The sequence below is a fragment of the Methyloversatilis sp. S146-33 genome (assembly GCF_059552495.1).
Map to the genome: position 1 here is coordinate 1 of NZ_JCANOT010000036.1, position 25,278 is coordinate 25,278.

A 25,278-nucleotide genomic window follows, 5' to 3' on the forward strand; every position below is an offset into this window, starting at 1 on the left:
ATCCCAACTCCGACCTGCGCAAAGCCGCTTTGCCTCTCTGGAACCACTTCTACAACTGGCACCGACCTCATCACGGCATCGCTTGCAAAGTCCCTATGTCCCGTCTCTCAAATTCGCAGAACAACCTCTTGACTCTTCACACCTAGCCCTCCCTCAAAGCGCCTTCGCCGAGAAGGTATCGCAGGCCGCCATCTCGCCCTGTTCCAGCCCGCGGCGGAACCAGCGCATGCGCTGTTCGGCGCTGCCGTGGGTGAAGCTTTCCGGCACCACATAGCCCTGCGCCTGTTTCTGCAGCGTGTCGTCGCCGATGGCGGTGGCGGCGCGCAGCGCCTCTTCGACGTCGCCCTGCTCCAGGATGCTGCGCGAGCGGTTGGCGTGGTGCGCCCAGATGCCGGCGAAGCAGTCGGCCTGCAGTTCCATCCGGACCTGCAGCAGGTTGGCCGCGCGCTCGCCTGCGCGCTGTTTCGCACGCTGCACCTTTTCGGCAATGCCCAGCTGGTGCTGCACGTGGTGCCCGACCTCGTGCGCGATCACATAGGCCTGGGCGAAATCGCCGGGCGCGCCGAAGCGGCGCTGCAGGTCGTCGTAGAAACCGAGGTCGAGATAGACGCGTTCGTCGGCCGGGCAATAGAAAGGCCCCATTGCCGCCTGCCCCATGCCGCAGCCGGTCTGCGTGCCGCCGGTGTAGAGCACCAGCCGCGGCTCGCGGTACTCGCCGCCGCCGGCGCGGAACAGCGCGCCCCAGGTGTCCTCGGTATCGGCCAGCACGCGCGACGTGAAGCGCGCGAGGCCGTCCTGCTCGGCCTGGCCGGTCGATTGCACTCCCGGCTGTAGCGGCGCCTGCTGCTGCGCATCCGGCAGGCCGGCGCCCATGTTCAGAACCACCGACGGATCGACGCCGAAATACATCGCCACCAGCGCCAGCACGATGGTGCCGATGCCTATGCTGCGCCCGCCGCCCGGCAGGCCGCCACGGGCGCCCCGCCTGTCCTCGATGTTCTCGCTTTCCCGTCCGTCGTCCAGTCGCATGTTCGTCCCTCCTCGCAGACGCACATGATAGGCGGATCAGGTGGTCGCGGTATCCATCACCGGCAGCCACAGCGTCACCGTCGTGCCCGCGCCGGGCGCACTGACGATCTCGATCTCGCCGCCGTGCAGATCCATGATCTCCTTGACCAGCGACATGCCCAGGCCGGTGCCCGGAATGTTGCCCGACGGGTCGGCGCGGTAGAAACGCTCGAAGATGCGCGCCTGCTGCTCGGGCGTCATGCCGATGCCCTGGTCGCTGACGTGGATGCCGGCCATCAGGCGCGAGTTGCGCGTCACCTCGGTCACCGACAACCTGACCTCGCCGCCGTCCGGCGAGTACTTGAAGGCGTTGGTGATGATGTTGCTCAGCGCGCGCACCATCTTCTCGTGGTCGACGCGGATGCGCGGCATCGACTGCGGCATGTCCAGCGACACCCGATGCGTGTCGCCCGGCATCGCGAGGCCTTCCAGCGTCGCGTTGATGAGCATCTTGACCGGCAGGTCCTCGTAGCGGAAATCCTGGCCGGCGCGCGCCTCGATGCGGGCGAGGTCGAGCAGGTCGTTGATCAGGTTCACCAGCACGCGCGACTGCCGGTGGATGATGCCGTGCATGCGCCGGCGTGCCGTCTCGTCGTACTCGCGATTCAGCAGCAGTTCGGCAAAGCCGAAGATGGACGACAGCGGTGTGCGCAGTTCGTGCGCCGCCGTGCTGAGGAACTCGCTCTTCATCCGGTCGACTTCGAACTGCTGTGTGATGTCGCGGAAATAGAGCACCGTTTCCGAGCGCCCCTGCGGTGCCACGCGTGCGCTGCGCTCGAGCACGCGGCGCTCCGGGCGCAGCAGCCATAGCCGCTGCGCCTCCTCGCTCGACCCGTCGAGCGCGAGCTCCGGCCACGGCTGCGCCGGGTCCGACAGCCCGGCCATGCGGCGGTCGAAAGCCTGCGCGTCCAGCCCCAGCAGTTCGCTCTGCGCGAGGTGCGTCATGCGCACGAAAGCTGGGTTCACATTGGTCAGGATACCGTCGGCATCGAAGGTGACGAAGCCGTCGGGCGACAAGGCGAACACGGTGTGCAGGCGATTGGTGCGGCGGATCAGCTTCTGCTCGAATTCGACCCGCTCGGTGATGTCGTCGAACACATCGACGTAGTGCGTCACCGTGCCGTCGTTGTCGCGCACTGGCGACGACGACAGCGCCACCCACAGGGTGCGCCCGTCCGCCCGCCGCACTTCTGCGGTCGTGCTGAAGGGCTTGCCATGGGCAACGGCCCAACGCATCTCGTCGCCGACGCGGTCGTCCGACGCACCGTCGGCGGCATACGAGAAAGGACGCCCGATGAGCGCCTGCGCACTGCGCCCGGTCAGTCGCTCGAAAGCTGCATTCACATAGACCACGGGCAGGCCGGCGCGCTGTACGTCGCGAATGAGCACCGCCTCGCTCGACGACTCGAGTGCCCGGTCGTGCAGGCGCATGCGCGTCTGCGCGGCCACCTGCTCGCTCACGTCGCGCAGCAGCAGTGTGTGAACCACGCGCCCGTCATGCACGAACCCGCTGGCCGAGACGGTCACCGGGAACTGCCGTACGCCGCCGCGCAAGCCGGTGCAGTCCTCGTGCCGCGCCAGGCGGGCGCCGGATTGCGCATCGTGCAGCCGCGCGGCGAACCAGGCGGCGTCGAACTGCGGCAGCAGACGTGACAGCGGCAGGCCGATCACTTCGTCCGGACGGCGGTCGAACATGTCGGCAGCCGAGCGGTTCATGGTCAGCACCATGCCGCTCTCGTCGGTCGTCACGATACCGTCGGCAGCCGTGTCGAGCACGGCCGACAGCCGCGTTTCGCTGAGCGCGAGTTCGCGCGTCGTCGCCCGCGCATTGCGATGCGCCCGGGCGGTCTCGGCCAGCAGCCGCAGCAGATGGAAAAGTACCGCGCTCAGCGCGATACCCATCAGCGGCACCAGCCACAGCACCAGATGGTCGGAGCCGAATCCGGCGGGCGCGCAGGTACGCACCGTCCAGACGTGCCCCGCGACCTCGATCTCGCGCACGTCCTCCAGGCCGGACAGCTTCTGACCGGCGCCGGCATTGCTGTAGAGCAGCGTCTCCTTGTCCGCGCCCCGACCGTCGTGAATGGCAACCACGACATGGTCGGCATAGCCGCGCAGCGCGCTGCCGAACAGATCGTGCGCGCGATAGGGGCTGTAGGCGTAGCCGATCAGCGCGCGCCGGCGAGCCTCGACGGTATCGACTGCGGCACCCCGCGCATACACCGGGTAGTACAGAAGGAAGCCCGGCTGAACGCCGTCCTTGCCCTCCTGCATCAAAGTCACCCGCCCCGACAGCGCGGCGTCGCCGATGTCGCGCGCGCGGCTCATCGCCGCCGACCGTATCGGCTCCGAATTCATGTCGAAGCCGATCGCCCTGCGGTTGCGCTCGTTCAACGGGGCGAGGAAGAGGATGCTGTGATACTCGGCGCGCGGCGTGTCGGGCTTGATCGCGTAATCGGGCATCTGCCGGCGGATCGCCGCCTCGTGTGCCGCCTTGTCGGCCGCTGGCAAGCGCACCGACAGACCGACGCCGAGGATGCCCGGAAAGTTGCGCTCCAGATTGAGCTCGTTCACATAGTCGCGCCACTCGTCGCGCGTGACCTCGCGGCTCGCGCGAACCAGGCCAGCCGCGCCGCGCAGGATCTCCTCGTGCGCAACCATGCGCCGGCGCAGCTGGGCGACCACCTTGTCGACCTCGCTGTCGAAGCGCTGCGCGGTGGCGGCATTCAGGCGGTCCCACAGCAGCGTACTCACCGCGGCGGTCACCAGCAGGCCGAGCGACAGCGCCAGCCAGGCCAGCCAGTCGGGAATGCTCAGCCGGTGGCGCAGGCTGGCGTCGGTCGCTGCCATCGTCGCGCTCCGGGCCTGCGGCCCGTCACCCTTCATCGCGCCGACGAGCCTCCGAGCAGCGCAGCGATCCGATCGAGCAGTTCCATCGGGCTGAATGGCTTGGTGAGATAGGTGTCGGCCCCGGCTTCACGGCCGGCTTCGATGTCCCGCTGCTGACCGCGCGCGGTCAGCAGGATGACCGGCACCCGTGCGGTCGCCGGCTGCGCACGCAGACGACGGCACATCTCCAGCCCATCCATCGAGCCCGGCATCATCACGTCGAGCAGCACCAGATCCGGCACGTGCTGCTGGATCTTGCTCCAGCCGATGTCGGCGTTCTCGGCCTCGCTCAGTTCGAAGTCGCCGAACTCCAGGGTCATGCGGATGAGCTGACGGATTTCCGGCTGATCTTCGATCACCGCGATGCGGCCCCCCATGTCAGTACGCTCCCCTTACGCGGACTGGGGTGGCACTGCGGACAGGGAACACGTTCATTGCAAGCTCGCCGGAGAGGAATCCGGACAGCTTAACGACGTGAACGCGAATTTGCTTGAGTCGTGTGCGGGACCCGCCCGCACGACGCGCTCAGCCCGTGGCGAACACCAGGATGACCTGATCGACGGCCAGGCTCTCGCCCGCTCCGGCGGACACCTTCTCGACCACGCCGTCGCGCTCGGCACGCAGGATGTTCTCCATCTTCATCGCCTCGATCACCGCCAGCCGCTCGCCGGCCTTGACCGCCTGCCCGGGCTTCACCGCGACCTCGCGCAGCAGGCCGGGCATCGGCGACAGCAGGAAGCGCGACATGTCGGGCGCGGCCTTCACCGGCATGCGCGCCAGCAGTTCGGCCGCACGCTGGCTCATCACCTCGGCGTCGACGCGCACGCCGCGATGCTGCAGCCGGTAGCGCAGGCCGATGCGCTCGACCTGCACGGCAAAGGGCTTGCCGTCCAGTTCGCCGCGATAGACCGGGTCCGACACCTTCCAGTCCGCCACCAGGCGATGCGGCTTGCCGTCGATGCTGACCACGTGGTCGTCGCCGTCGACGTCCAGTTGCACGAAGTGGGCGACGCCGCGCAAGCGCACCACCGCTTCCGGCTTGATGCGGAACTCGTGGCCCGGCATCTGGCCGACGATGCGCGAGGCGCGTTCGTTGTAGCGCTGGTGCACGCTCGCCGCCACCGCCAGCAGCAGCGGCGCGTCCTCGAACTCGGCGGCGGCCGGATCGAAGCCCTGCGGGTACTCCTCGGCGATGAAGGCGGTGGTGAAGCGGCCGGCGGCGAAGCGCTGGTGGCCGAGCACCGACGACACGAAAGCGATGTTGTGGTTCGGGCCACGGATGACGAAGTCGTCCAGTGCGTCGCGCAGGCGGGCGATCGCCTCGTCGCGGGTGCGGCCGTGGCAGATCAGCTTGGCGATCATCGAGTCGTAGTGCATCGACACTTCGCCGCCTTCATAGACGCCGGTATCGACCCGCACCGCGGCCGACTGCGCCGGCGGCCGGTACTTCACCAGCCGGCCGACCGAGGGCAGGAAGCCGCGCGCCGGGTCTTCGGCGCAGATGCGTGCTTCCATCGCCCAGCCCTCCAGCTTCACGTCGGCCTGATCGAAAGTGAGCGGCTCGCCGGCGGCGACGCGGATCATCTGTTCGACCAGGTCGAGGCCGGTGATCAGCTCGGTCACCGGGTGCTCGACCTGCAGCCGGGTGTTCATTTCGAGGAAGTAGAAGGACTTGTCGCGGCCGACCACGAATTCGACCGTGCCGGCGGACTGGTACTGCACCGCCTTGGCCAGCTTCACCGCCTGCTCGCCCATCGCGCGCCGGGTATCGGCGTCGATGAAGGGCGACGGCGCCTCCTCGATCACCTTCTGGTGGCGGCGCTGGATCGAGCACTCGCGCTCGTTCAGGTAGACCACCTTGCCGAAGGCGTCGCCCAGCACCTGGATTTCGATGTGGCGCGGCTCCTCGACGAATTTCTCGATGAACACGCGATCGTCGTTGAAGGCGTTCTTCGCCTCGTTGACGCAGGAGGCGAAGCCCTCGTGCGCCTCGGCGTCGTTGAACGCCACGCGCAGGCCCTTGCCGCCACCGCCCGCGCTGGCCTTGATCATGACCGGGTAGCCGATGCCGCGCGCGATCTCGACCGCGCGCTCCGGGCTTTCGATCGGGTCATTCCAGCCGGGAATGGTGTTAACACCCGCTTCCTTGGCCAGCTTCTTCGACGCGATCTTGTCGCCCATCGCTGCGATGGCGTGCGTCTTCGGGCCAATGAACACGATGCCTTCGCGCTCCAGCGCCTCGCAGAACGATTCATTCTCCGACAGGAAGCCGTAGCCCGGATGCACCGCCTGCGCACCAGTCGCCTTGCAGGCCGCGATGATCTTGTCGGTCACCAGATAGGACTCACGCGCCGGCGCCGGGCCAATGCAGACGGCTTCGTCCGCCAGCTCGACGTGCAGCGCATTGGCATCCGCCTCCGAGTAGACGGCGACGGTGGCGATGCCCATGCGGCGCGCGGTACGGATGACGCGGCAGGCGATCTCGCCGCGGTTCGCGATCAGTATCTTGTCAAACATGGCGGGTCTCCGCGGCGAGATCGCTTCCACACGCTGCGCGTGTGGCGCGAGTAGTGGGGTTCGCAGCGCGACCGCGCTGCGAGTCGCCGCGGTTCGCGATCAGTATCTCGTCAAACATGGCAGGTCTCCGAGGCGAGGTCGCCCTCACACGCTGCGCGTGCGAAGCGAGTAGTGGGGTTCGCAGCGCGACCGCGCTGCGAGTCGCCGCGGTTCGCGATCAGGATTTTCGTAAACATGGTCAGTATTCCTCTCGCACCATCACAGCGGAATGTTGCCGTGCTTGCGCCACGGGTTCTCGATCTGCTTGTCGCGCAGCATGGCCAGCGAGCGGCAGATGCGCTTGCGCGTTTCGCTCGGCATGATCACGTCGTCGATGAAGCCGCGCTTGCCGGCGATGAAGGGGTTGGCGAACTTCTCGCGGTACTCGGCTTCACGCGCGGTAATCTTGGTCGGGTCGTTCTTCTCTTCGCGGAAGATGATTTCCACCGCGCCCTTCGGCCCCATCACCGCGATTTCCGCACTCGGCCAGGCGAAATTCACGTCGCCGCGCAGATGCTTGGAACTCATCACGTCGTAGGCGCCGCCGTAGGCCTTGCGCGTGATCACCGTCACCTTGGGCACGGTGCACTCGGCGTAGGCATACAACAGCTTGGCGCCATGCTTGATGATGCCGCCGTATTCCTGAGCCGTGCCCGGCATGAAGCCCGGCACGTCGACCAGCGTGATGACCGGAATGTTGAAGGCATCGCAGAAGCGCACGAAGCGCGCCGCCTTGATCGAGCTCTTGATGTCCAGACAGCCGGCCAGCACCAGCGGCTGGTTGGCGACGATGCCGACCGTGCTGCCTTCCATGCGCGCGAAGCCGACCACGATGTTCTTTGCGTAGTCGGGCTGGATCTCGAAGAAGTCGCCGTCGTCGACGATCTTGAGTATCAGCTCCTTCATGTCGTAGGGCTGGTTCGCGTTGGCCGGCACCAGCGTGTCGAGGCTGGGGTCGAGGCGGTCGGTCGGGTCGGTGCTCGGACGCACCGGCGGCTTCTCGCGGTTGGACAGCGGCAGGTAGTTGAACAGGCGGCGCGTGTACATCAGCGCATCGACGTCGTTCTCGAAGGCCAGATCGGCCACGCCGGACTTGGTGGTGTGCGTGGTGGCGCCGCCGAGGTCCTCTGCGGTGACTTCCTCGTGCGTCACCGTCTTCACCACTTCCGGGCCGGTCACGAACATATAGCTCGAATCGCGCACCATGAAAATGAAGTCGGTCATCGACGGCGAATACACCGCGCCGCCCGCGCACGGGCCCATCACCAGCGAAATCTGCGGAATGACGCCGGAGGCCATCACATTGCGCTGGAACACTTCGGCATAGCCACCGAGCGACGCGACGCCCTCCTGGATGCGGGCGCCGCCCGAATCGTTGAGGCCGATCACCGGCGCGCCCACCTTCATCGCCTGGTCCATCACCTTGCAGATCTTTTCCGCGTGCGACTCGGACAGCGAGCCGCCGAACACGGTGAAGTCCTGCGAGAACACGAACACCAGCCGGCCATTGATGGTGCCGTAGCCGGTCACCACGCCATCGCCCGGCACCGAGTCGTCGGCCATGCCGAAGTCGGTACAGCGGTGCTCCTTGAACATGTCCCACTCTTCGAAACTGCCCTCGTCGAGCAGCACTTCGAGGCGTTCGCGCGCGGTCAGCTTGCCGCGCGCGTGCTGCGCGTCGATGCGGCGCTGGCCACCGCCGAGGCGGGCCTTCTCGCGCTTTTCGTCGAGCTTGCGGATGATGTCTTGCATCGTCAGTCCTCCGTGAATTCAGTCCATCGCCTGCAGCAGCCGCAACGCGGCCGCCGATGCAGGCAGGGTGCCGGCGGCCACCGCCGCGCGGATGTCCGGAAGCGCGGCACGCACCGCCGGATGATGTTCGAAACGATGGCGCAGGCCCTGATCGACCAGCGCCCACATCCAGTCCAGCGCCTGCCGGCTGCGCCGCACCTCCCAGGCGCCGCTGGCCTGCATGGCATCGCGGTAGCGCAGGATGGCCGACCAGAAATCATCCAACCCGGCATGCTTGACCGCCGACACCTTGAGCACCGGCACCGTCCAGTCGGGCGAGGCCGCGCGCAGCAGGTGCAGTGCGCCCTTCATCTGCTGCATTGCGCGCTCGGCCGCGGTTTCATCGAGATCGGCCTTGTTGAACACGACCACATCGGCCAGTTCGACGATGCCCTTCTTGATCGCCTGCAGGTCGTCGCCCGCATTGGGCAGCTGCAGCAGCACGAACACGTCGGTCATGCCGGCCACCGCGGTTTCCGACTGACCGACGCCCACCGTCTCGACGATGACGACGTCGAAACCGGCCGCCTCGCACACCAGCATGGCTTCGCGCGTGCGCGCCGCCACGCCGCCCAGACTGCCGGCCGACGGTGACGGACGGATGAAGGCGTCCAGGCTTTGCGACAGGTGCTCCATGCGCGTCTTGTCGCCGAGGATGGAGCCGCCGGTGACGGTCGACGACGGATCGATCGCCAGCACCGCCACCTTGTGTCCCTTCGCAATCAAGGCCAGGCCGAGCGCTTCGATGAAGGTGGATTTACCTACGCCGGGCACGCCGGAAATGCCGACGCGGATCGAGCGGCCGGTGCGTGGCAGCAGCGCGCGCAGCACCTCGCCAGCGCGCAGCTGGTGATCGTCGCGCGTCGATTCGATCAGCGTGATGGTCTTGGCCAGCGCGCGGCGCTGGCCAGCCAGTACGCCATCTACGAGCGACTGATCGGACGCGTCAATCACGCGACCTTCGCCCTGATCGCGTCCAGCGTGTCCTTCGCGGCTTTCGGGATCGGCGTGCCCGGGCCGAACACGCAGGACACGCCGTGGCCGTATAGCTCGTCGTAGTCCTGTGCAGGAATGACACCGCCGACCACCACCACGATGTCGTCCGCGCCCTGGGCGCGCAGCGCCGCAATCAGTTGCGGCACCAGCGTCTTGTGACCGGCCGCCAGCGTCGACACGCCGACCGCATGCACGTCGTTCTCGACCGCCTGCCGCGCGGCTTCTTCCGGCGTCTGGAACAGCGGCGCGATGTCCACGTCGAAGCCGAGGTCGGCGAAGGCAGTAGCGATGACCTTGGCACCGCGGTCGTGGCCGTCCTGGCCCAGCTTGGCGATCAGGATGCGCGGGCGACGGCCTTGCTCTTCGGCAAACTGGCTGACCTCCTCCTTCATCGCACCCCATCCTTCGTCATCGGCCACCACGGACTGATACACGCCACTCACCGCCTGCGTGCTCGCGCGGTGACGACCCCACACCTTTTCCAGCGCATCCGACACTTCGCCCACCGTGGCGCGTGCGCGCATCGCGGCGACCGACAGTTCGAGCAGATTGCCCTGACCGGATTCGGCCGCGGCGGTCAGTGCCGCCAGCGCGGCATTCACTGCCGCGGCGTCGCGGCTGGCGCGGATGCGCGCCAGCTGCGCCACCTGCGACTCGCGCACCGCGACATTGTCGATCACCAGCACGTCGAGCGCGTCTTCCTTGTCCAGCCTGTACTTGTTCACGCCGACGATGACGTCGCGGCCGGAGTCGATGCGCGCCTGCTTCTCGGTCGCGCACTTCTCGACCTGCAGCTTGGCCCAGCCCGACTCGACCGCCTTGGTCATGCCGCCCATCTGCTCGACTTCCTCGATGATGGCCCAGGCGTGGTCGGCCATGTCCTGGGTCAGCTTTTCCATCATGTAGCTGCCGGCCCACGGGTCGATCACATTGGTGATGTGCGTCTCTTCCTGCAGGATGAGCTGGGTGTTGCGCGCGATGCGGGCCGAAAATTCGGTCGGCAGCGCGATCGCCTCGTCGAAGCTGTTGGTGTGCAGCGACTGCGTGCCGCCGAACACCGCGGCCATCGCCTCGACCGTGGTGCGCACCACGTTGTTGTACGGGTCCTGCTCGGTGAGTGACCAGCCCGAGGTCTGGCAATGGGTGCGCAGCATCTTGGACTTCGGGCTTTTGGCGCCGAAGCCATCCATGATGCGGCTCCACAGCAGTCGTGCCGCGCGGAGCTTGGCCACTTCCAGATAGAAGTTCATGCCGATGGCGAAGAAGAAGCTCAGTCGCCCGGCGAAGTCGTCGACGTCCATGCCACGCGCCATCGCGGTGCGCACGTATTCCATGCCGTCGGCCAGCGTCAGTGCCAGTTCCAGGCCCTGGGTCGCGCCCGCTTCCTGCATGTGGTAGCCGGAAATCGAGATCGAGTTGAAGCGCGGCATGTTGCGCGCGGTGTATTCGATGATGTCGGCGACGATGCGCATCGACGGCTGGGGCGGATAGATGTAGGTGTTCCGCACCATGAATTCTTTGAGGATGTCGTTCTGGATCGTGCCCGACAGCTGGGCCTGCGGCACGCCCTGTTCCTCGCCGGCGACGATGAAGCCGGCCAGCACCGGCAGCACGGCGCCATTCATCGTCATCGACACGCTGATCTTGTCGAGCGGAATGCCGTCGAACAGGCGTTTCATGTCTTCGACGCTGTCGATCGCGACGCCGGCCTTGCCGACATCACCGACCACGCGGGGATTGTCCGAGTCGTAGCCGCGGTGGGTGGCGAGGTCGAACGCGACCGACACGCCCTGGGCACCGGCGGCCAGCGCCTTGCGATAGAAGTTGTTCGATTCTTCGGCGGTCGAGAAGCCGGCGTACTGGCGGATGGTCCATGGCCGGGCTGCGTACATCGTGGCCTGCGGGCCGCGCACGAAGGGTGCGAAGCCGGGCAGCGTATCGGCGTTGGGCAGACCCTCGACGTCGGCGCGGGTGTAAAGCGCCTTCACCGTCAGGCCTTCCGGCGTTCTCCAGTCCAGGTTGGCGGCGTCGCCGCCGGGCGCGGATTTGGCGGCAGCCTTCAGCCACGCTGCGTATTCAGGGTGGGCGCTGCCCGTCGTGTCGGCCATGGTTCTGTCCTTGCGGATTGCGGGTCGGCGCTGCCGGCACGGCATCGGTCGGATACCGGCTTGACTCAGCGCGCAACGGAGAATACTTTATCCATAATTATGAATGCAAGCGGATGTTGCGTTGCAGAAAACAGGGTCGGTCCCGATCTTTGCCGGCTGGCTGCAACCGGCTTTTCGCCCCTCATCCGCGCTCAGCTCGAAACACACACATGAACAGCGAAACCCTGAATCCGTCCGCCGAAGCCATCGCTCCGCGCGCTCTGTATATAGAGGTCGCCGACCGTCTGCGCCGGCTGATCCAGAGTCACGCGATGGCACCCGGCGAGTGGATAGACGAACAGGCGCTCGCCACCCAGTACGGCATTTCGCGCACGCCGCTGCGCGAGGCGCTGAAGGTGCTCGCCACCGAGGGCATGGTGGTGCTGAAGCCGCGCCGCGGCTGCTATGTCGCGCAGATCAGCGGCGGCGACCTGGAAGAGATCTATCCCATCATGGCGCTGCTGGAAGGCGAGTGCGCCGCCGGCGCCGCCCGCCGCGCGTCCGACGCCGACCTGGCCGAACTGGCCGCGCTGCACCAGGCACTGGAAGACAGCGCAGCCGCGCGCGACATCGACCGCTTTTTCGACGCCAACCAGCGCTTCCACCTGCTCATCCACCACATCGCCGGCAACCGCCGCATGGCGCAGATGATCGACGAGCTGCGCGCGGTGCTGAAGCTTCAGCGGCACGACTCGCTCTACCTCGAAGGCCGGCTGGTCGCCTCGTTGGAAGAGCACCGCGTGCTGCTCGCCGCGCTGCAGGCACACGATGCCGAAGCCGCCCGCCGCGCGATGCAGGAACACATCGAAAGCAGCCGCAAGGCGCTGAGCAGCTGAGGTCTACAGAAGGTCTCGCCCCGGACCGAGGCCTGCATCGAAGCCTGCACATCGCGGCCAAGGCCGCTCCCACCGGGAGCGCGCCCGATCCGTGGCCGGAGCCGGGGTTCTGTGGGAGGGGTCTTCCGACCCCGACAGCCGCCGGCACGCGCGTCGCGATCAAAGGGCGGCGCCTACAGTCGCGGCAGCCACGGCCGTAAAGGCGATTGCCTCCTCGCCGGCACCGGCGCAGGATGCATCGCCTTGACCTTCTCCGGGAGTCGCCGTGAAATCCGCTGTTGCCACCGCCTTGCTCGCCCTGTTCATGCCCACCGCGCATGCCCTCGAACTGCTGGTTCCCGCCTACTTCTATCCGGCCGACGATGGCGCGAGCTACTGGCAGACCCTGACCGACTCTGCACCTGGGGTCGGCATCACCGCCATCCTGAATCCGGACAGCGGGCCGGGCAGCACGCTCGACACGAATTACACCGCCGTGGTGGGCAGCCTGCAGGCAGCCGGTGGTCGCGTGATCGGCTATGTGCATACCAGCTACGGCACGCGCAGCGCTGCCATGGTGCGCGCGGAGATCGACCGCTACTACGCGCTGTACGGCGTCGACGGCATCTTCATCGACGAGATGTCGAACGACACGGCGCACCTTGGCTACTACCAGTCGCTGCACGACTACATCCGCGGGCTGGATGGCAGCGGCTTCATCGTCGGCAATCCGGGCACGCAGACCGCTCCGGACTATCTCGCCACCGCCGACGTGCTGGTCACCTTCGAAAGCCCGGCCGCTGAATACACCGGCTACGAGGCGGACGCCTGGACACAGACGCAGGACGCCAGCCGCTTCGCCCACCTGGTCTACGAGGTGCCGGACGCTGCCGCGATGCAGGACGTGATCGCCCGCGCGCGCGCGATGAACGTCGGCCACGTCTATGTCACCGACGACGACATCAGCAACCCATGGGACACGCTGCCGCCCTACTGGGCGGCGCAGACCGCCGCCGTGGCCGCGGTGCCGGAGCCGTCGGCCTGGGCGACGCTGGCAGCCGGCCTCGGCCTGATCGGTGCGCGACTGCGCCGGCGCCGCTGAGGCGCTGGACACGCGGCGCCGGCCGCGAACACAATGGCCTCATGAAACCCCGTGGCCGCCCCTTATGCCGCTGACCCCGACCAAGCGCTGGGTCGTGCTGCGCCACACCGGCCACGGGCACCCGTCTCCGCACCGCCTCATGCGACGCGCCTTGCGCACCCTCTCATTGCGGAGACACCATGAATTTCAGCTTCCGACCCAAGCTTCTAGACACGCTGCCGGCCTATGACCGCGGACAGTTCTCCGGCGACCTGTCGGCCGGCCTGACGGTCGGCGTGCTGGCGCTCCCGCTGGCCATGGCCTTCGCCATCGCCAGCGGCATGTCGCCGACCGCCGGCATCTGGACCGCCATCGTCGCCGGTTTCCTGATTTCGGCGCTCGGCGGTTCAAGGGTGCAGATCGGCGGTCCGACTGGCGCCTTCATTCCCATCATCTACGCCATCGTCGCCGACTACGGCGTACAGAACCTGCTGATCGCAACGATGATGTCCGGCGTCATGCTGCTGGCGATGGGCGCCTTCCGGCTCGGCAGCATGATCCGCTTCATCCCGCTGTCAGTGGTGATCGGCTTCACCAACGGCATCGCCGTGGTCATCTTCATTTCGCAGATCAAGGATTTTCTCGGGCTGAAGATCGACGCGCTGCCGGGCGAGTTCTTCGGCAAGATGCGCGCGCTATTCGACGCGCTGCCCACGCTGGACCTGCCGACGCTGTCGCTGTCGCTCGCCTCGCTGGCCGTGCTGCTGGGCTGGAACCGGGTGGCGAAGGACATCGCCTGGATGCGCCGGCTGCCCGGGCCGCTGGCGGTGCTGGTGATCGCCACCGCGGCCAACGCGCTGCTGCAGCTTCCGGTCGACACCATAGGCAGCCGCTTCGGCGGCATTCCACGCGAACTGCCGGACATCGGCCTGCCGGCACTGTCGCTCGGCCTGCTCGGCAAACTGATCGCACCGGCGCTGGCGATCGCGCTGCTCGGCGCCATCGAATCGCTGCTGTCGGCGCGCGTGGCCGATGCACAGATCGACGACCGGCACGACCCGAACCAGGAACTGATGGCGCAGGGCATCGCCAATGTCGCCGCCCCGCTGTTCGGCGGCTTCGCCGCCACCGGCGCCATCGCGCGAACCGCCACCAATGTGCGCACCGGCGGACGCACGCCGGTGGCCGGCATGCTGCACGCGGGCGTACTGCTCGCCATCGTGCTGGCGGCCGCACCGCTGGCCGCGCACATCCCGCTCGCCACGCTGTCGGCCATCGTCGTTGTGGTGTCGGTCAACATGGGCGAATGGCACGCCTTCGCGCCGTCGGAACTGCGCCGCTATTCGGCGCCCTACCGCACCATCCTGCTCGCCACCTTCTTCGTCACCGTGGTGTTCGACCTGACGCTGGCGGTGGAACTGGGCATGGTGCTCGCCAGCCTGTTCTTCATCTACCGCATGTCCGACCTGACGCGCATCGAGCGCCTGCCACTGGAAGAGCACTACGGCGTCCGGGCACTCAGCCGCGCCGACGGCACGCCGCGCATCCTCGCCTACCGGCTGACCGGTTCGCTGTTCTTCGGTGCCGCCAACAAGCTGGAAAACCTGCTGCTGATGCAGGACGGCCACCCTGACGCGGTCATCCTCGATCTGGAAAAGGTGATCAGCATCGACACCACCGGCCTCGACATCCTGCAGACGCTGCAGCGCAATCTCGCGCGGCGCGGCGCCACATTGGTGCTGTGCGACCTGAACGACCAGCCGGCCTCGCTGATCCGCCGCTCCGGCTTCGCCGCGCGGCTCGGCGAAGACAACATCGCCGGCAACCTGACCGATGCACTGCTGCGTGCGCAGTCGGCAAACGCCACGACACCTCCGGTCAGCTACACCTGAGACGCCGTCCTTTCCATCCACTCTCGCAGCCGCACTGCACTTCTCCCGAACATCACCATGCCAGTCGACTACGCGCGCTTTCTCATCGGTCGTCGAAGAACCGTCGCGGGCAACAGGCAGCTGGGCTGGGTACTCGCTTTCGTCGCGGGTGCAATCAATGCCGGCGGCTTCCTGGCCGTTCAGCAGTACACCTCGCATGTGACCGGCATCGTTTCGGCGCTGGCAGACAACGTCGCACTGGGTCAGACGGCGCTGGTCGTCGACGCCATCGTGGCCATCGTTGCCTTTCTCGCTGGCGCAATGTGTTGCGCGTTGATGGTCAACTTCGCTCGCAACCGCCGCATGTCGAGCGAGTATGCGCTGCCGCTTCTTTTCGAAGCGGTCCTCATCCTGTGCTTCGGTCTGCTTGGTTCACGGCTGTACGAGTACGAGGCACTGCTTCTGCCTTTTACGGTGATTCTGCTGTGCTTCATGATGGGACTCCAAAACGCGATAGTCACCAAACTGTCGAATGCGGTCATCCGCACGACGCACATGACCGGCATCGTCACGGATCTGGGTATCGAGATGGGCAAACTGCTCTACTGGAATCGCCAGCCGGATCCGTCGCTCCACATTCGCGCCGACAGGGAGCGACTGCTCGTACTGTCCGGGCTGCTCGCGAGCTTTCTGTCGGGCGCACTGTCCGGCGCATTCGGCTTCAAACACCTGGGTTACCTGTTCACACTGCCCATGGCCTTGCTGCTTGCGATCATGGCGCTGGTACCGGCATTCGACGACCTGCGCAGTAAGCACGACTCCAAGCTCTGAAGTCACTGGACGGCAATCGGGCTCGGGGCATCGCTGCTGTCGGGTTCCATGCCCCGATACGTCGTTCACCGTATTGGCGTCGTCGGCGGCATTCGCAGAATGGGAAGTCTTGAAACTTCTCTTCCACCCATTCAGCAGCGGAGGCCAGTCATGCACCACGGGGACATTTCGAGCAGCAAGGACACGGTCGGCGTCGCCGTCGTCAATTACAAGATGCCGCGCCTGCACACCAAGGCCGAGGTGCTGGACAACGCGCGCAAGATCGCCGACATGATCGTCGGCATGAAGTCCGGCCTGCCCGGCCTCGACCTGGTCATCTTCCCGGAGTACAGCACGCACGGGATCATGTACGACTCGAAGGAGATGTACGACACGGCTTCGGCGATCCCCGGCGAGGAAACGGCCATCTTCGCGGCCGCCTGCAAGAAGGCCAAGGTGTGGGGCGTGTTTTCGCTGACCGGCGAACGGCACGAGGAACACCCGAACAAGGCGCCGTACAACACGCTCATCCTGATGAACGACCAGGGCGAGATCGTCCAGAAGTACCGCAAGATCATGCCCTGGGTGCCGATCGAGGGCTGGTATCCGGGCGACTGCACCTACGTGTCGGACGGTCCGAAGGGCCTGAAGGTGAGCCTCATCATCTGCGACGACGGCAACTACCCGGAAATCTGGCGCGATTGCGCGATGAAGGGCGCCGAACTGATCGTGCGCTGCCAGGGCTACATGTACCCGGCCAAGGACCAGCAGGTGACGATGGCGAAAGCCATGGCCTTCGCCAACAACTGCTATGTCGCGGTCGCCAACGCGGCCGGTTTCGACGGCGTCTACACCTACTTCGGCCACTCGGCCATCGTCGGCTTCGACGGTCGCACGCTGGGCGAGTGCGGCGAGGAGGAAATGGGCATGCAGTACGCCGCGCTGTCCAAGAGCCTGATCCGCGACTTCCGCAAGAACGGCCAGTCGGAAAACCACCTGTTCAAGCTGCTGCACCGCGGCTACACCGGCCTGATCAATTCGCGCGAAGGCGACAAGGGCGTGGCCACCTGCCCCTACGACTTCTACTCGAAGTGGATCAACGATCCGGAAGGCACGCGCAAAGCGGTCGAAGCCTTCACGCGCGACACCGTCGGCACCGAGGAATGCCCGATCGAAGGCCTGCCCAACCCGTCTACCGTCGGTCACAAATGAAGTTGCACGACCCGGTGGCGCCGGACGACGCGCTGGCCGACTGGCGCATCCGGGACGAACCCTGGTATGCGCCGGTCGGCGGCGAGATCGCCGCCTTCGAGGCGGCGCACGCGCGCGGCCTGCCGCTGATGCTGAAAGGCCCGACCGGTTGCGGCAAGACGCGCTTCGTCGAGCATATGGCGTGGCGGCTGGGCCTGCCGCTGATCACCGTCGCCTGCCACGAGGATCTGTCGGCCGGCGACTTGATCGGCCGCTTCCTGCTCGACGCCGGCGGCACGCGCTGGCAGGACGGTCCGCTCACCCGTGCGGTGCGCTTCGGCGCGATCTGCTACCTCGACGAACTGGTGGAAGCACGCGCCGACACCACGGTGCTCATCCACCCGCTGACCGACGCGCGCCGCCAGCTGCCGCTGGCCGCCACCGGCGAACTGCTGCACGCGCATCCGGATTTCCGCCTGGTCGTGTCCTACAACCCGGGTTACCACGGCGTGCACAAGACGCTGAAGGCATCGACCCGGCAGCGCTTCACCGCGCTCGAATTCGGCTACCCGGATCCGGCACGCGAAGCGGCCATCGTGATGCACGAATCCGGCGTTGACGTTGTCATCGCGAAACAACTGGTGACACTGGCCGAGCGCACGCGCCGGCTGGCCGGCGACGAACTGGACGAGGGCGCCTCGACCCGCATGCTCATTCACGCCGGCCTGCTGATCGCCGAGGGGCTGGCGCCGCGCGCCGCTTGCCAGCAGGCCATCGCGGTGCCGCTGTCCGACGACCCGGAAGTCGGTCAGGCGCTGGCCGCCATGGTCGATGCCTGCATCGCCTGAATCCGCGCTGGCAGACAGCCGGCCGCTGGGCATCTACCTGGTCGCGCTGTGGGCAGTGCAGCCGCGGCTGACGACGCTCGCGACGCCGGACGACCGCCCGCGCGCGGTCCTGTCGCGCGCCGGCACGCGGCCGGTGCTGCATCTGCCGCCGGACGACGCGTTGCTCACCCGCGCCCGCGCCGCCCACGCGGCCGCGCACCTCGCATACGGCGGCGCAGCGCAGCCGCGCGCGAAACTGAAGCCGATACAGCGCGTGCTGCTGGAAACGCTGGAGGACGCCCGCGTCGAATGGCTGGCGATGCGGGACCTGCCGGGCCTGCGCACGCTGTGGGCGCCCTTCCACGTCGCCGGTCCGGACGACGGCAACGGCTTCGACGCGCTGCTGGTGCGGCTGGCGCACGCGTTGTTCGACCCGGTGCATGCCGACGGCCACGCCTGGATCGCCAAGGTGCGCCGGCTGTTCTTCACAGCCGATGGCACGCTCGCGCTCGACACGCCGCAACGGCTGCGCGAGGCGGCATCGCGGCTGGGCAACGACATCGGCCAGATGCGCCTGAATTTCAATGCGGCCGGCTGGCGGGTCGAGCCGGCCTACCGCGACGACAACCTCCACCTGTGGATCGCCGACGACAAGCTGCCGCCGTCCACCACGCCGCTGGAACGCGAGGACGCCGACAGCCACGGCAGCGGTCACGACGACAAGGATGTGACGGCGGAACGTCCGCCGCCGCAGGCGACCGGCGGCGCCGATCAGGGCGAAGGTGCAGCCACCGCACTGTGGTCGGAAGCGCCGCTGCGCATGCTGAAGTACCCGGAGTGGGATCGCCTGATCACGCGACTGCGGCCGGACTGGTGCACGGTGATCGAAAGCCGCCCGCTCGAAGTCGACGCCACGGCACTGCGCGCGCGACTGCAGGCGCAGATCCGCCGGCTGCCCGCCGCGCAGCGTCGCTCAGCGGGGCGTCCGGGCAGCGGCCGCGAGCGCGACGGCGAAGTGCTGCACACCGAGGCGCTGATCGAGGCGGGCATCGCGCTACGCACACGCACGCGGCCACCGTCCCGGCTTTTTCGCGCGGCGCGCCCGACGGACAGCGGCCGCGACGTGCTGCTGCTGATCGATGCGTCCGCCTCCACCGCACAGCCCTGCGCGGATGGCCGACCGCTGCTCGAGCACCTGCGTGACGCCGCCTTGCTGGCCGCGAACGCACTTGAAGGTGACGGCCACATCGTCCGCGTGTGGGCGTTCGCATCCGACACCCGTCACCGCGTGCGCGTGCAGCACCTGAAGGACGAACACGACGGCGCGCTGGACCTGCGCGTCTGCGCCCGCGCCGCCGGGCTGCGCAGTCACGGCTCGACCCGCATCGGCGCCGCGCTGCGTCACGCCGCCGCCCATGCGCTGGGCGAGCGGCCGCTGATCGTGCTGCTGACCGACGGCGAACCGCACGACATCGACGTGCACGACCCGCGCTATCTGCTGGAGGATGTGAAGCGGGCGGTACGCGAAGCGCGCCACGCCGGGGTGACGACACAGTGCGTGCACGTCGGCCCGGCCGCGCCTGCAGGCCTGCGCAGTGTGTTCGACGCAGGCCGCTGCATCGCGGCCGCTCCGCGCCACATCGTCGACGTGCTGCTGGCCGGCCTGCACCGCGGCTGACCGGACAGCCTGACCGGCGACGGCGTCCGCTGGCACAATCGCGCCTCCGCCCGATCACGCACGTCCATGTTCCACATCGTCCTGTACCAGCCCGAAATTCCACCCAACACCGGCAACGTGATGCGCCTGTGCGCCAACGGCGGTTTCCGCCTGCACCTGGTGAAGCCGCTCGGCTTCGACATCAGCGACAAGCACCTGAAGCGCGCCGGCATGGATTACCGCGACCTGATCAACGTGACGGTGCATGAGGACTGGGCGGCGCTGTCGGCCGCACTCGCGCTGCAGCCTGACGACGGCCGGCTGTACGCGCTGAGCACGCGCGGACGGGTGGCGCACACGACGCCTCAGTATCGTGCCGGCGACATCTTCCTGTTCGGTCAGGAAACCGCCGGCCTGCCGGGCAGCCTGCTCGACACGGTGCCGGCGGCGCAGCGCCTGCGCATTCCGATGCGACCCGACTGTCGCAGCCTGAATCTGAGCAATTCGGTCGCCATCGTCGCCTACGAGGCGTGGCGACAGCACGGCTTCGACGGCGCGCTTCAGCCGGACTGAGCGCCCGGCTGCAGGGCGCCGAGGTCGACGTCGTCGGCGCGTTCGAGCACTGCTTCCTGTTCCACCTTGGGGTCGCGCGCCAGCAGCCGCTCGGCCGCCTGCGCCGCGCTGAGGCGGCCGTCGAGCACGTCGGCGACGGCGCGCGTGATCGGCATGTCGACGCCCATGCGACGCGCCAGCGCAGCGGCTTCGCGTGCGGTCGACACCCCTTCGGCGACGTGGCCCAGTTTCTGCAGCACCGCATCGAGCGACAGGCCTTCGGCCAGCATCAGGCCGACGCGACGGTTGCGCGACAGGTCGCCGGTGCAGGTCAGTATCAGGTCGCCCATGCCGGCCAGGCCCATGAAGGTGATGCCGTGGCCGCCCAGCGCTTCGCCGAGGCGGGCGATCTCGGCCAGGCCGCGGGTGATCAGCGCGGCGCGCGCGTTGAGCCCGAAACCGAGACCGTCGCAGACGCCGGTGGCGATGGCGAGCACGTTCTTGACCGCACCACCGACCTCGACGCCGGTCAGATCGTCCTGCGCGTACAGGCGCAGCCGCGGGCTGTGCAGCTCGGCGGCGATGCGGGAGGCGAAAGCGAGGTCGTTGCTGGCGACGGTGATCGCGGTCGGCTGGCCGCGCGCCACCTCGACCGCGAAGCTGGGGCCGCTCAGCGCGCCGCGGCTGACCGTCTCCGGCAATACCTCAGCCGCCACCGCATGCGGCAGCAGGCCGGTGCCCGCCTCGAAACCCTTGCACGCCCACAGCACGGCCGGCACACCGGACGCGGCGACGGCACGCAGCGCGTCGCGCAGACCGGCAATCGGCGTGGCGATCAGCGCGAGTTCGCAGCCGGAAAGCGCGTGCGCGATGTCGGCGTCGATGCGGATGCTGTCGGGCAGCGCGATCTCGGGCAGGTAGCGCTCGTTGCGACGCGACGCGCGCAGCGCCTGCGCGTGCGACGCGTCGCGCGTCCACAGGGTGACGTCGTGATCGGCCGCGTAGGCGACGGCCAGCGCGGTGCCCCAGGCACCGGCGCCGAGGACGGCGATCTTCATGCGCGGCGATCGGGGCTCACAGGCCCCACACCTGGCCGATGCGGACAAAGCCGCTCTGGCCGTCACGGTGCTTCACGCGCGCCCAGCCGGCCGGCGCGGGTTCCGACACCGGTTCGAGCAGCACGCGGCGCTCGGCTTCGAACACCAGCGGCGCGTTGTCCTCCGGCTTGGCCAGGACGCGCGCCTTGTCGACGCTGACGATGACGGTGCGCTGCGGCGACAGCGCCGACGATTCGACCCAGGCGAGCATGCCGCCCGGCTCGCGCACCTTGACCCAGCCGGCTTGCGTACGCACGACTTCGACCGGCGTCTGGCGCGCGATCACGTACTGCTGGCGCGCCTGCTTCGACGGCGCGTCGTACATGACGGCGACGTCGGCAAGCGAGCGATATTCGAGCCCCGCCGCCTGGGCGGCCGGGGCGATGGCGAAGGCGGCCAGCGCCGCCAGCGCGATGCGCTTCATCACTGAACCGTCGGCGCGCCGTCCTGGCCGGCTGCGGCCTGCTGCGCGCGCTGCTGGTAGAGCGCTTCGAAGTTGACCGGCGCCAGCACGACCGGCGGGAAGCCGGCGCGGTTCACCGCATCCGACACGCTTTCGCGGGCGTACGGGAACAGGATGTTCGGGCAGGCGATGCCGAGGATGGGCTGCAGGTCTTCCTGCGGCACGTTGCGGATCTGGAAGATGCCGGCCTGACGCACTTCGACCAGGAACATCGTCTTCTCGCCGATCTTGGCGGTGACGGTGACGGTCAGCGTCACGTCGAACACGCCGTCCTGCACCGCCTTGCCTTCCGTCTGCAGCTGGATCTGCACGTTCGGGTTTTCGCGGGTGAGGAAGATTTCCGGGGCGTTCGGGACTTCGAGCGACAGGTCCTTCACGTAGACCTTCTCGATGGAGAACACCGGGCCCTGGGGCTGTTGGGGTTGCACTGCTTCGTCGGCCATTTTTCGCTTCTCGGTTGGTGATGAACGCCGCAGGTCAGGCCTGCAGCAGCGGGTCCAGCTTGCCTTCGCGGTCGAGTGCGTGCAGATCGTCGCACCCGCCCACATGGAAGTCGTCGATGTAGATCTGCGGCACGGTACGCCTGCCGGTTTTCTCCATCATTTCAGTACGCCGCGCCGGGTCGGTGTCGACCCGCACTTTCTCGATGTCGGTCACGCCCTTGGACACGAGCAGGCGCTCCGCCTGCACGCAGTAGGGGCAGTAGCCGCTCGTGTACATCAGTACGTGTGCCATGACATCACTTCTTGGTCAGTGGCAGACCGGCCTGTTCCCAGGCGCCGATACCGCCGTCGAGTGCAAACACCTTTTCGAAACCGGCCTTGCGCAGCGTCGAGCAGGCGCTGGCGGAACGCATGCCGCTGGCGCAGACAACGATGAGCGGGCGGTCCTTGAACTTTTCCAGGTCACCGATGCGCTGATCGATCTGACCAACCGGAATGTGACGCGAACCGGCGATGCGGCCCTTGGCCCATTCGGGCTGTTCGCGCACGTCGATCACCTGGGCGTCCTCGCGGTTGATCAGTTGCGTCGCCTGCGCCGGCGTCAGGCGCGGACCGGAGGTCTTCGTGCGCAGCGTCATGACGAGCAGCGCGACGCCGCTGATCAGGGCCGAAATGGCCCAGAGGTAGTTGTTGTTCTGAGTCAGGAATTCCATGGGAGAGAGGTGCTGGCAGGCTGTGGGGCTCGCGGCAGGCGGTCCGCTGTAACGGGGTCCGCATCATCGCCGGGATCGTGTCATCCGGCAACGCGGATGTTTCGACATGTCATCTTCTGTCGAATTTTTACGGGGCCGCGCGCTGCGTTTTCTGGGAAAATGCGCATTTTAGCCCAAGCGCGGTCAGTCCACCTGCAGACCACGAGTCCGCAGTGCAGCACGTCTCACCGGGGCGCCGCGCCCTTCACACATAGCCCACCCGATATGTACAAGCTCGTTCTGCTGCGCCACGGCGAATCCGTCTGGAACAAGGAAAACCGTTTCACCGGATGGACCGACGTCGGTCTGACCGACAAAGGCGAAATCGAGGCCCGCGAAGCCGGCCGCCTGCTCAACCGCGAAGGCTACCGCTTCGACATGGCCTTCACTTCGGTGCTCAAGCGCGCCAACAAGACGCTCTACGTCGCGCTCGAACAACTGAACCTGATGTGGATTCCGATCCGTCCGACCTGGCGCCTGAACGAGCGTCACTACGGCGCGCTGCAGGGCCTGAACAAGGCGCAGACGGCGCAGAAGTTCGGCGAGGAACAGGTGCTGGTGTGGCGCCGCTCCTACGACACGCCGCCGCCGGCGCTGGAAGAGGACGATCCGCGCCTCGATCGCAAGAACCCGCGCTACGCCGAAGTGCCGGACGAGCAGTTTCCGCGCACCGAATGCCTGAAGGACACCGTGGCCCGCGTCATCCCATTCTGGGACGCCGAGATTGCGCCGCAGATCAAGGCCGGCAAGAACGTGCTCATCGTCGCCCACGGCAACAGCCTGCGCGCGCTGATCAAGTACCTCGACAACGTGTCGGAACAGGACATCCTCGGCCTGAACATCCCGACCGCCCAGCCGCTGGTGTATGAGCTGGACGAGAACCTGAAGCCGATCCGCCACTACTACCTCGGCGACCAGGAAGCCATCCGCGCCGCCATCGACGCCGTGGCCAACCAGAGCCGCGCCGTGCCGCAGCGCCAGCGTCCGCCCATCCCCGAAGCCGAAGAGCCGCAATCGGCCGAACAGCGCGCACCGTGGATGGAGTGAAGCGCTGGCTGGTCCGGGCACTGCTCTGCACGCTGCCCGGAACCGCCTTCGCCGAGCGCGCAGTCCAGTCCAGCCCGGAACAGCTGCGCGCCCTTCAGCAGCGCATGGAAGCGCTGCGCGATGAACTGAACCAGTCTGAAAGCGCACACCGCGAGGCCCGCGACGAGCTGCGCAGCTCGGAAAAGGCCATTTCCGACGCCAGCCGTGCGCTGCGCGACATCGCCGGCCGCCGCAAGGCGGTCGAAAGCGCGCTGACGCAGACGCGCAAGGACGTGGCCGCCGGCGAAGAGCGTCTGCGCACCCAGCAATCACAACTGGCGCAACTGCTGCGCGGCCACCAGCGCGCCGGCGAGGCCGATGCGTTGCGCCACCTGCTGTCCGGCACCGATCCCAACCAGAGCGCACGCGACCTGCACTACCTGCGCAGCCTGTCGAAAAGCCAGCTCAGGCTGATGGACGACCATCGTGCGACGCTGACGCGCCAGCGCGAGCTGCTGGCACAGCAGGACGCCCAGCTGGACGAAATCCGCACCCTGGAAACGGAGCGCGAACGCGAGCGCGGCAAGCTGCAGGCCGAGCACGACGTGCGGCGCAAAGTGCTCGACCGCATCGCCACCCAGTTGCGCACCGAACGCAAGGAACTGGCCCAGCTCAAGCGCGACGAGGCGCGACTGAGCCGGCTGATCGAATCGCTGTCGCGGCGCAGCACCCGCAGCACGCCGCCGAAGACGCCCGCGGCAGGCCCGGCCGACGACGCGCCGGCGCCCGCCGGCCGCGAAAGCCGCGGTCCGGTCGTGCAGTCGGCGCCGGTCGATCACGGCGGCGTTGCCTTCCCCAAACTGCGCGGTCGACTGCCCTGGCCGGCCAGTGGCGAACTTGCGCGTCGCTTCGGTGCCCAAGGCGCGGATGGCGGAACACCGCTGCGCGGCATCTTCATCCGCGCAACGGCGGGCGACGTCAAGGCGGTGGCTGCCGGTACCGTGGTGTTCGCGGACTGGCTGCGCGGTTTCGGCAACCTGGTCATCGTCGATCACGGCGACAACTATCTGAGTGTCTATGGCAACAACGAAGCCGTGCTGAAGTCGGTTGGCGCAGCGGTACGCGCCGGCGAGGTGATCGCCTCGATCGGCGCCAGCGGTGGGGCTTCGGAATCAGGTTTATACTTTGAATTGCGGCATCAGGGACAGGCGCTGGACCCGCTGAAATGGGTTGCCCGCTAGGCTGC

At 67.5% G+C, this 25,278-nt stretch carries 22 protein-coding genes and 1 pseudogene; 11 read left to right on the plus strand and 12 right to left on the minus strand.

Translation table 11 applies throughout. The annotated features are described in order from the left end of the window. Positions 1–146, plus strand: a pseudogene (locus AC51BJ_RS14500) (IS481 family transposase); the annotation flags it as partial. 7 nt (positions 147–153) lie between these two features. Here AC51BJ_RS14500 and ypfJ read toward each other — a convergent pair. The 7 genes from ypfJ to scpA form a co-directional block, all read right to left on the minus strand. Continuing rightward, a complete protein-coding gene (ypfJ, locus tag AC51BJ_RS14505; protein ID WP_496280697.1) occupies positions 154–1,029 on the minus strand; it encodes a KPN_02809 family neutral zinc metallopeptidase in 876 nt (291 codons plus the stop codon). A 36-nt stretch (positions 1,030–1,065) separates the two neighbouring features. Beyond that, complete coding sequence (locus AC51BJ_RS14510; RefSeq protein WP_496280698.1) at positions 1,066–3,918, minus strand: CHASE domain-containing protein; 2,853 nt, start codon at positions 3,916–3,918, stop codon at positions 1,066–1,068. Positions 3,919–3,950: 32 nt separating this feature from the next. Then, entirely contained in the window at positions 3,951–4,334 is a 384-nt protein-coding gene (locus AC51BJ_RS14515) for a response regulator transcription factor (RefSeq protein WP_496280699.1), read from the minus strand. A 148-nt stretch (positions 4,335–4,482) separates the two neighbouring features. Then, entirely contained in the window at positions 4,483–6,474 is a 1,992-nt protein-coding gene (locus AC51BJ_RS14520) for an acetyl-CoA carboxylase biotin carboxylase subunit (RefSeq protein WP_496280700.1), read from the minus strand. A 258-nt stretch (positions 6,475–6,732) separates the two neighbouring features. Then, complete coding sequence (locus AC51BJ_RS14525) at positions 6,733–8,265, minus strand: acyl-CoA carboxylase subunit beta (protein WP_496280701.1); 1,533 nt, start codon at positions 8,263–8,265, stop codon at positions 6,733–6,735. A gap of 18 nt (positions 8,266–8,283) precedes the next feature. Continuing rightward, on the minus strand, positions 8,284–9,258 hold the full coding sequence (gene meaB / locus AC51BJ_RS14530) for a methylmalonyl Co-A mutase-associated GTPase MeaB (RefSeq protein WP_430432530.1): 975 nt from the start codon (positions 9,256–9,258) through the stop codon (positions 8,284–8,286). Continuing rightward, a complete protein-coding gene (gene scpA / locus AC51BJ_RS14535) occupies positions 9,255–11,408 on the minus strand; it encodes a methylmalonyl-CoA mutase (RefSeq protein ID WP_496280702.1) in 2,154 nt (717 codons plus the stop codon). Before scpA ends, meaB begins: the two co-directional genes overlap by 4 nt. Positions 11,409–11,617: 209 nt before the next feature. Between scpA and AC51BJ_RS14540 the strand changes: the two genes are divergently transcribed. The 8 genes from AC51BJ_RS14540 (at position 11,618) to AC51BJ_RS14575 (ending at position 20,272) form a co-directional block, all read left to right on the plus strand. Further along, positions 11,618–12,283 (plus strand): GntR family transcriptional regulator, encoded by a 666-nt coding sequence (locus AC51BJ_RS14540; RefSeq protein ID WP_430432528.1) that lies wholly within the window; start codon positions 11,618–11,620, stop codon positions 12,281–12,283. 265 nt (positions 12,284–12,548) lie between these two features. Further along, positions 12,549–13,364, plus strand: coding sequence for a spherulation-specific family 4 protein (locus tag AC51BJ_RS14545; protein ID WP_496280703.1), 816 nt, complete (start codon positions 12,549–12,551; stop codon positions 13,362–13,364). Positions 13,365–13,543: 179 nt separating this feature from the next. Then, positions 13,544–15,235: a SulP family inorganic anion transporter gene (locus AC51BJ_RS14550; RefSeq protein ID WP_496280704.1), complete on the plus strand. Its 1,692-nt coding sequence runs from the start codon at positions 13,544–13,546 to the stop codon at positions 15,233–15,235. A 57-nt stretch (positions 15,236–15,292) separates the two neighbouring features. Beyond that, the gene (locus tag AC51BJ_RS14555; RefSeq protein ID WP_496280705.1) at positions 15,293–16,045 is read left to right on the plus strand and encodes a YoaK family protein; all 753 of its coding nucleotides are present in this window, start codon (positions 15,293–15,295) and stop codon (positions 16,043–16,045) included. Positions 16,046–16,195: 150 nt separating this feature from the next. Beyond that, complete coding sequence (locus AC51BJ_RS14560) at positions 16,196–17,236, plus strand: aliphatic amidase (RefSeq protein ID WP_019915738.1); 1,041 nt, start codon at positions 16,196–16,198, stop codon at positions 17,234–17,236. Continuing rightward, positions 17,233–18,063 carry a CbbQ/NirQ/NorQ/GpvN family protein gene (locus AC51BJ_RS14565; RefSeq protein WP_496280706.1) on the plus strand — a complete coding sequence of 277 codons (831 nt, stop codon included), beginning with the start codon at positions 17,233–17,235 and terminating at the stop codon, positions 18,061–18,063. Before AC51BJ_RS14560 ends, AC51BJ_RS14565 begins: the two co-directional genes overlap by 4 nt. Continuing rightward, positions 18,047–19,720, plus strand: coding sequence for a nitric oxide reductase activation protein NorD (locus tag AC51BJ_RS14570; protein WP_496280707.1), 1,674 nt, complete (start codon positions 18,047–18,049; stop codon positions 19,718–19,720). The genes AC51BJ_RS14565 and AC51BJ_RS14570 overlap by 17 nt, the downstream gene beginning before the upstream one ends. Before the next feature lie 66 nt (positions 19,721–19,786). After that, entirely contained in the window at positions 19,787–20,272 is a 486-nt protein-coding gene (locus AC51BJ_RS14575; RefSeq protein ID WP_304013377.1) for a tRNA (cytidine(34)-2'-O)-methyltransferase, read from the plus strand. Here AC51BJ_RS14575 and AC51BJ_RS14580 read toward each other — a convergent pair. The 5 genes from AC51BJ_RS14580 to AC51BJ_RS14600 are packed head-to-tail and all read right to left on the minus strand — an operon-like array spanning position 20,260 to position 22,967. Beyond that, positions 20,260–21,357, minus strand: coding sequence for an NAD(P)H-dependent glycerol-3-phosphate dehydrogenase (locus tag AC51BJ_RS14580; protein WP_496280708.1), 1,098 nt, complete (start codon positions 21,355–21,357; stop codon positions 20,260–20,262). The genes AC51BJ_RS14575 and AC51BJ_RS14580 overlap by 13 nt on opposite strands. Further along, positions 21,326–21,772, minus strand: a complete 447-nt coding sequence (locus tag AC51BJ_RS14585) for an SH3 domain-containing protein (RefSeq protein ID WP_496280709.1) — start codon at positions 21,770–21,772, stop codon at positions 21,326–21,328. Before AC51BJ_RS14585 ends, AC51BJ_RS14580 begins: the two co-directional genes overlap by 32 nt. Beyond that, positions 21,772–22,254, minus strand: coding sequence for a protein-export chaperone SecB (gene secB / locus AC51BJ_RS14590; RefSeq protein WP_019915744.1), 483 nt, complete (start codon positions 22,252–22,254; stop codon positions 21,772–21,774). Before secB ends, AC51BJ_RS14585 begins: the two co-directional genes overlap by 1 nt. 34 nt (positions 22,255–22,288) lie before the next feature. Then, positions 22,289–22,546: a glutaredoxin 3 gene (gene grxC, locus AC51BJ_RS14595; protein ID WP_019915745.1), complete on the minus strand. Its 258-nt coding sequence runs from the start codon at positions 22,544–22,546 to the stop codon at positions 22,289–22,291. Positions 22,547–22,550: 4 nt separating this feature from the next. Continuing rightward, entirely contained in the window at positions 22,551–22,967 is a 417-nt protein-coding gene (locus tag AC51BJ_RS14600; protein ID WP_430432520.1) for a rhodanese-like domain-containing protein, read from the minus strand. A gap of 264 nt (positions 22,968–23,231) precedes the next feature. Between AC51BJ_RS14600 and gpmA the strand changes: the two genes are divergently transcribed. After that, positions 23,232–24,053, plus strand: a complete 822-nt coding sequence (gene gpmA, locus AC51BJ_RS14605; protein ID WP_430432519.1) for a 2,3-diphosphoglycerate-dependent phosphoglycerate mutase — start codon at positions 23,232–23,234, stop codon at positions 24,051–24,053. Next, positions 24,041–25,273: a murein hydrolase activator EnvC family protein gene (locus tag AC51BJ_RS14610; RefSeq protein ID WP_430432518.1), complete on the plus strand. Its 1,233-nt coding sequence runs from the start codon at positions 24,041–24,043 to the stop codon at positions 25,271–25,273. Before gpmA ends, AC51BJ_RS14610 begins: the two co-directional genes overlap by 13 nt. The last annotated feature ends 5 nt before the right edge of the window (positions 25,274–25,278 follow it).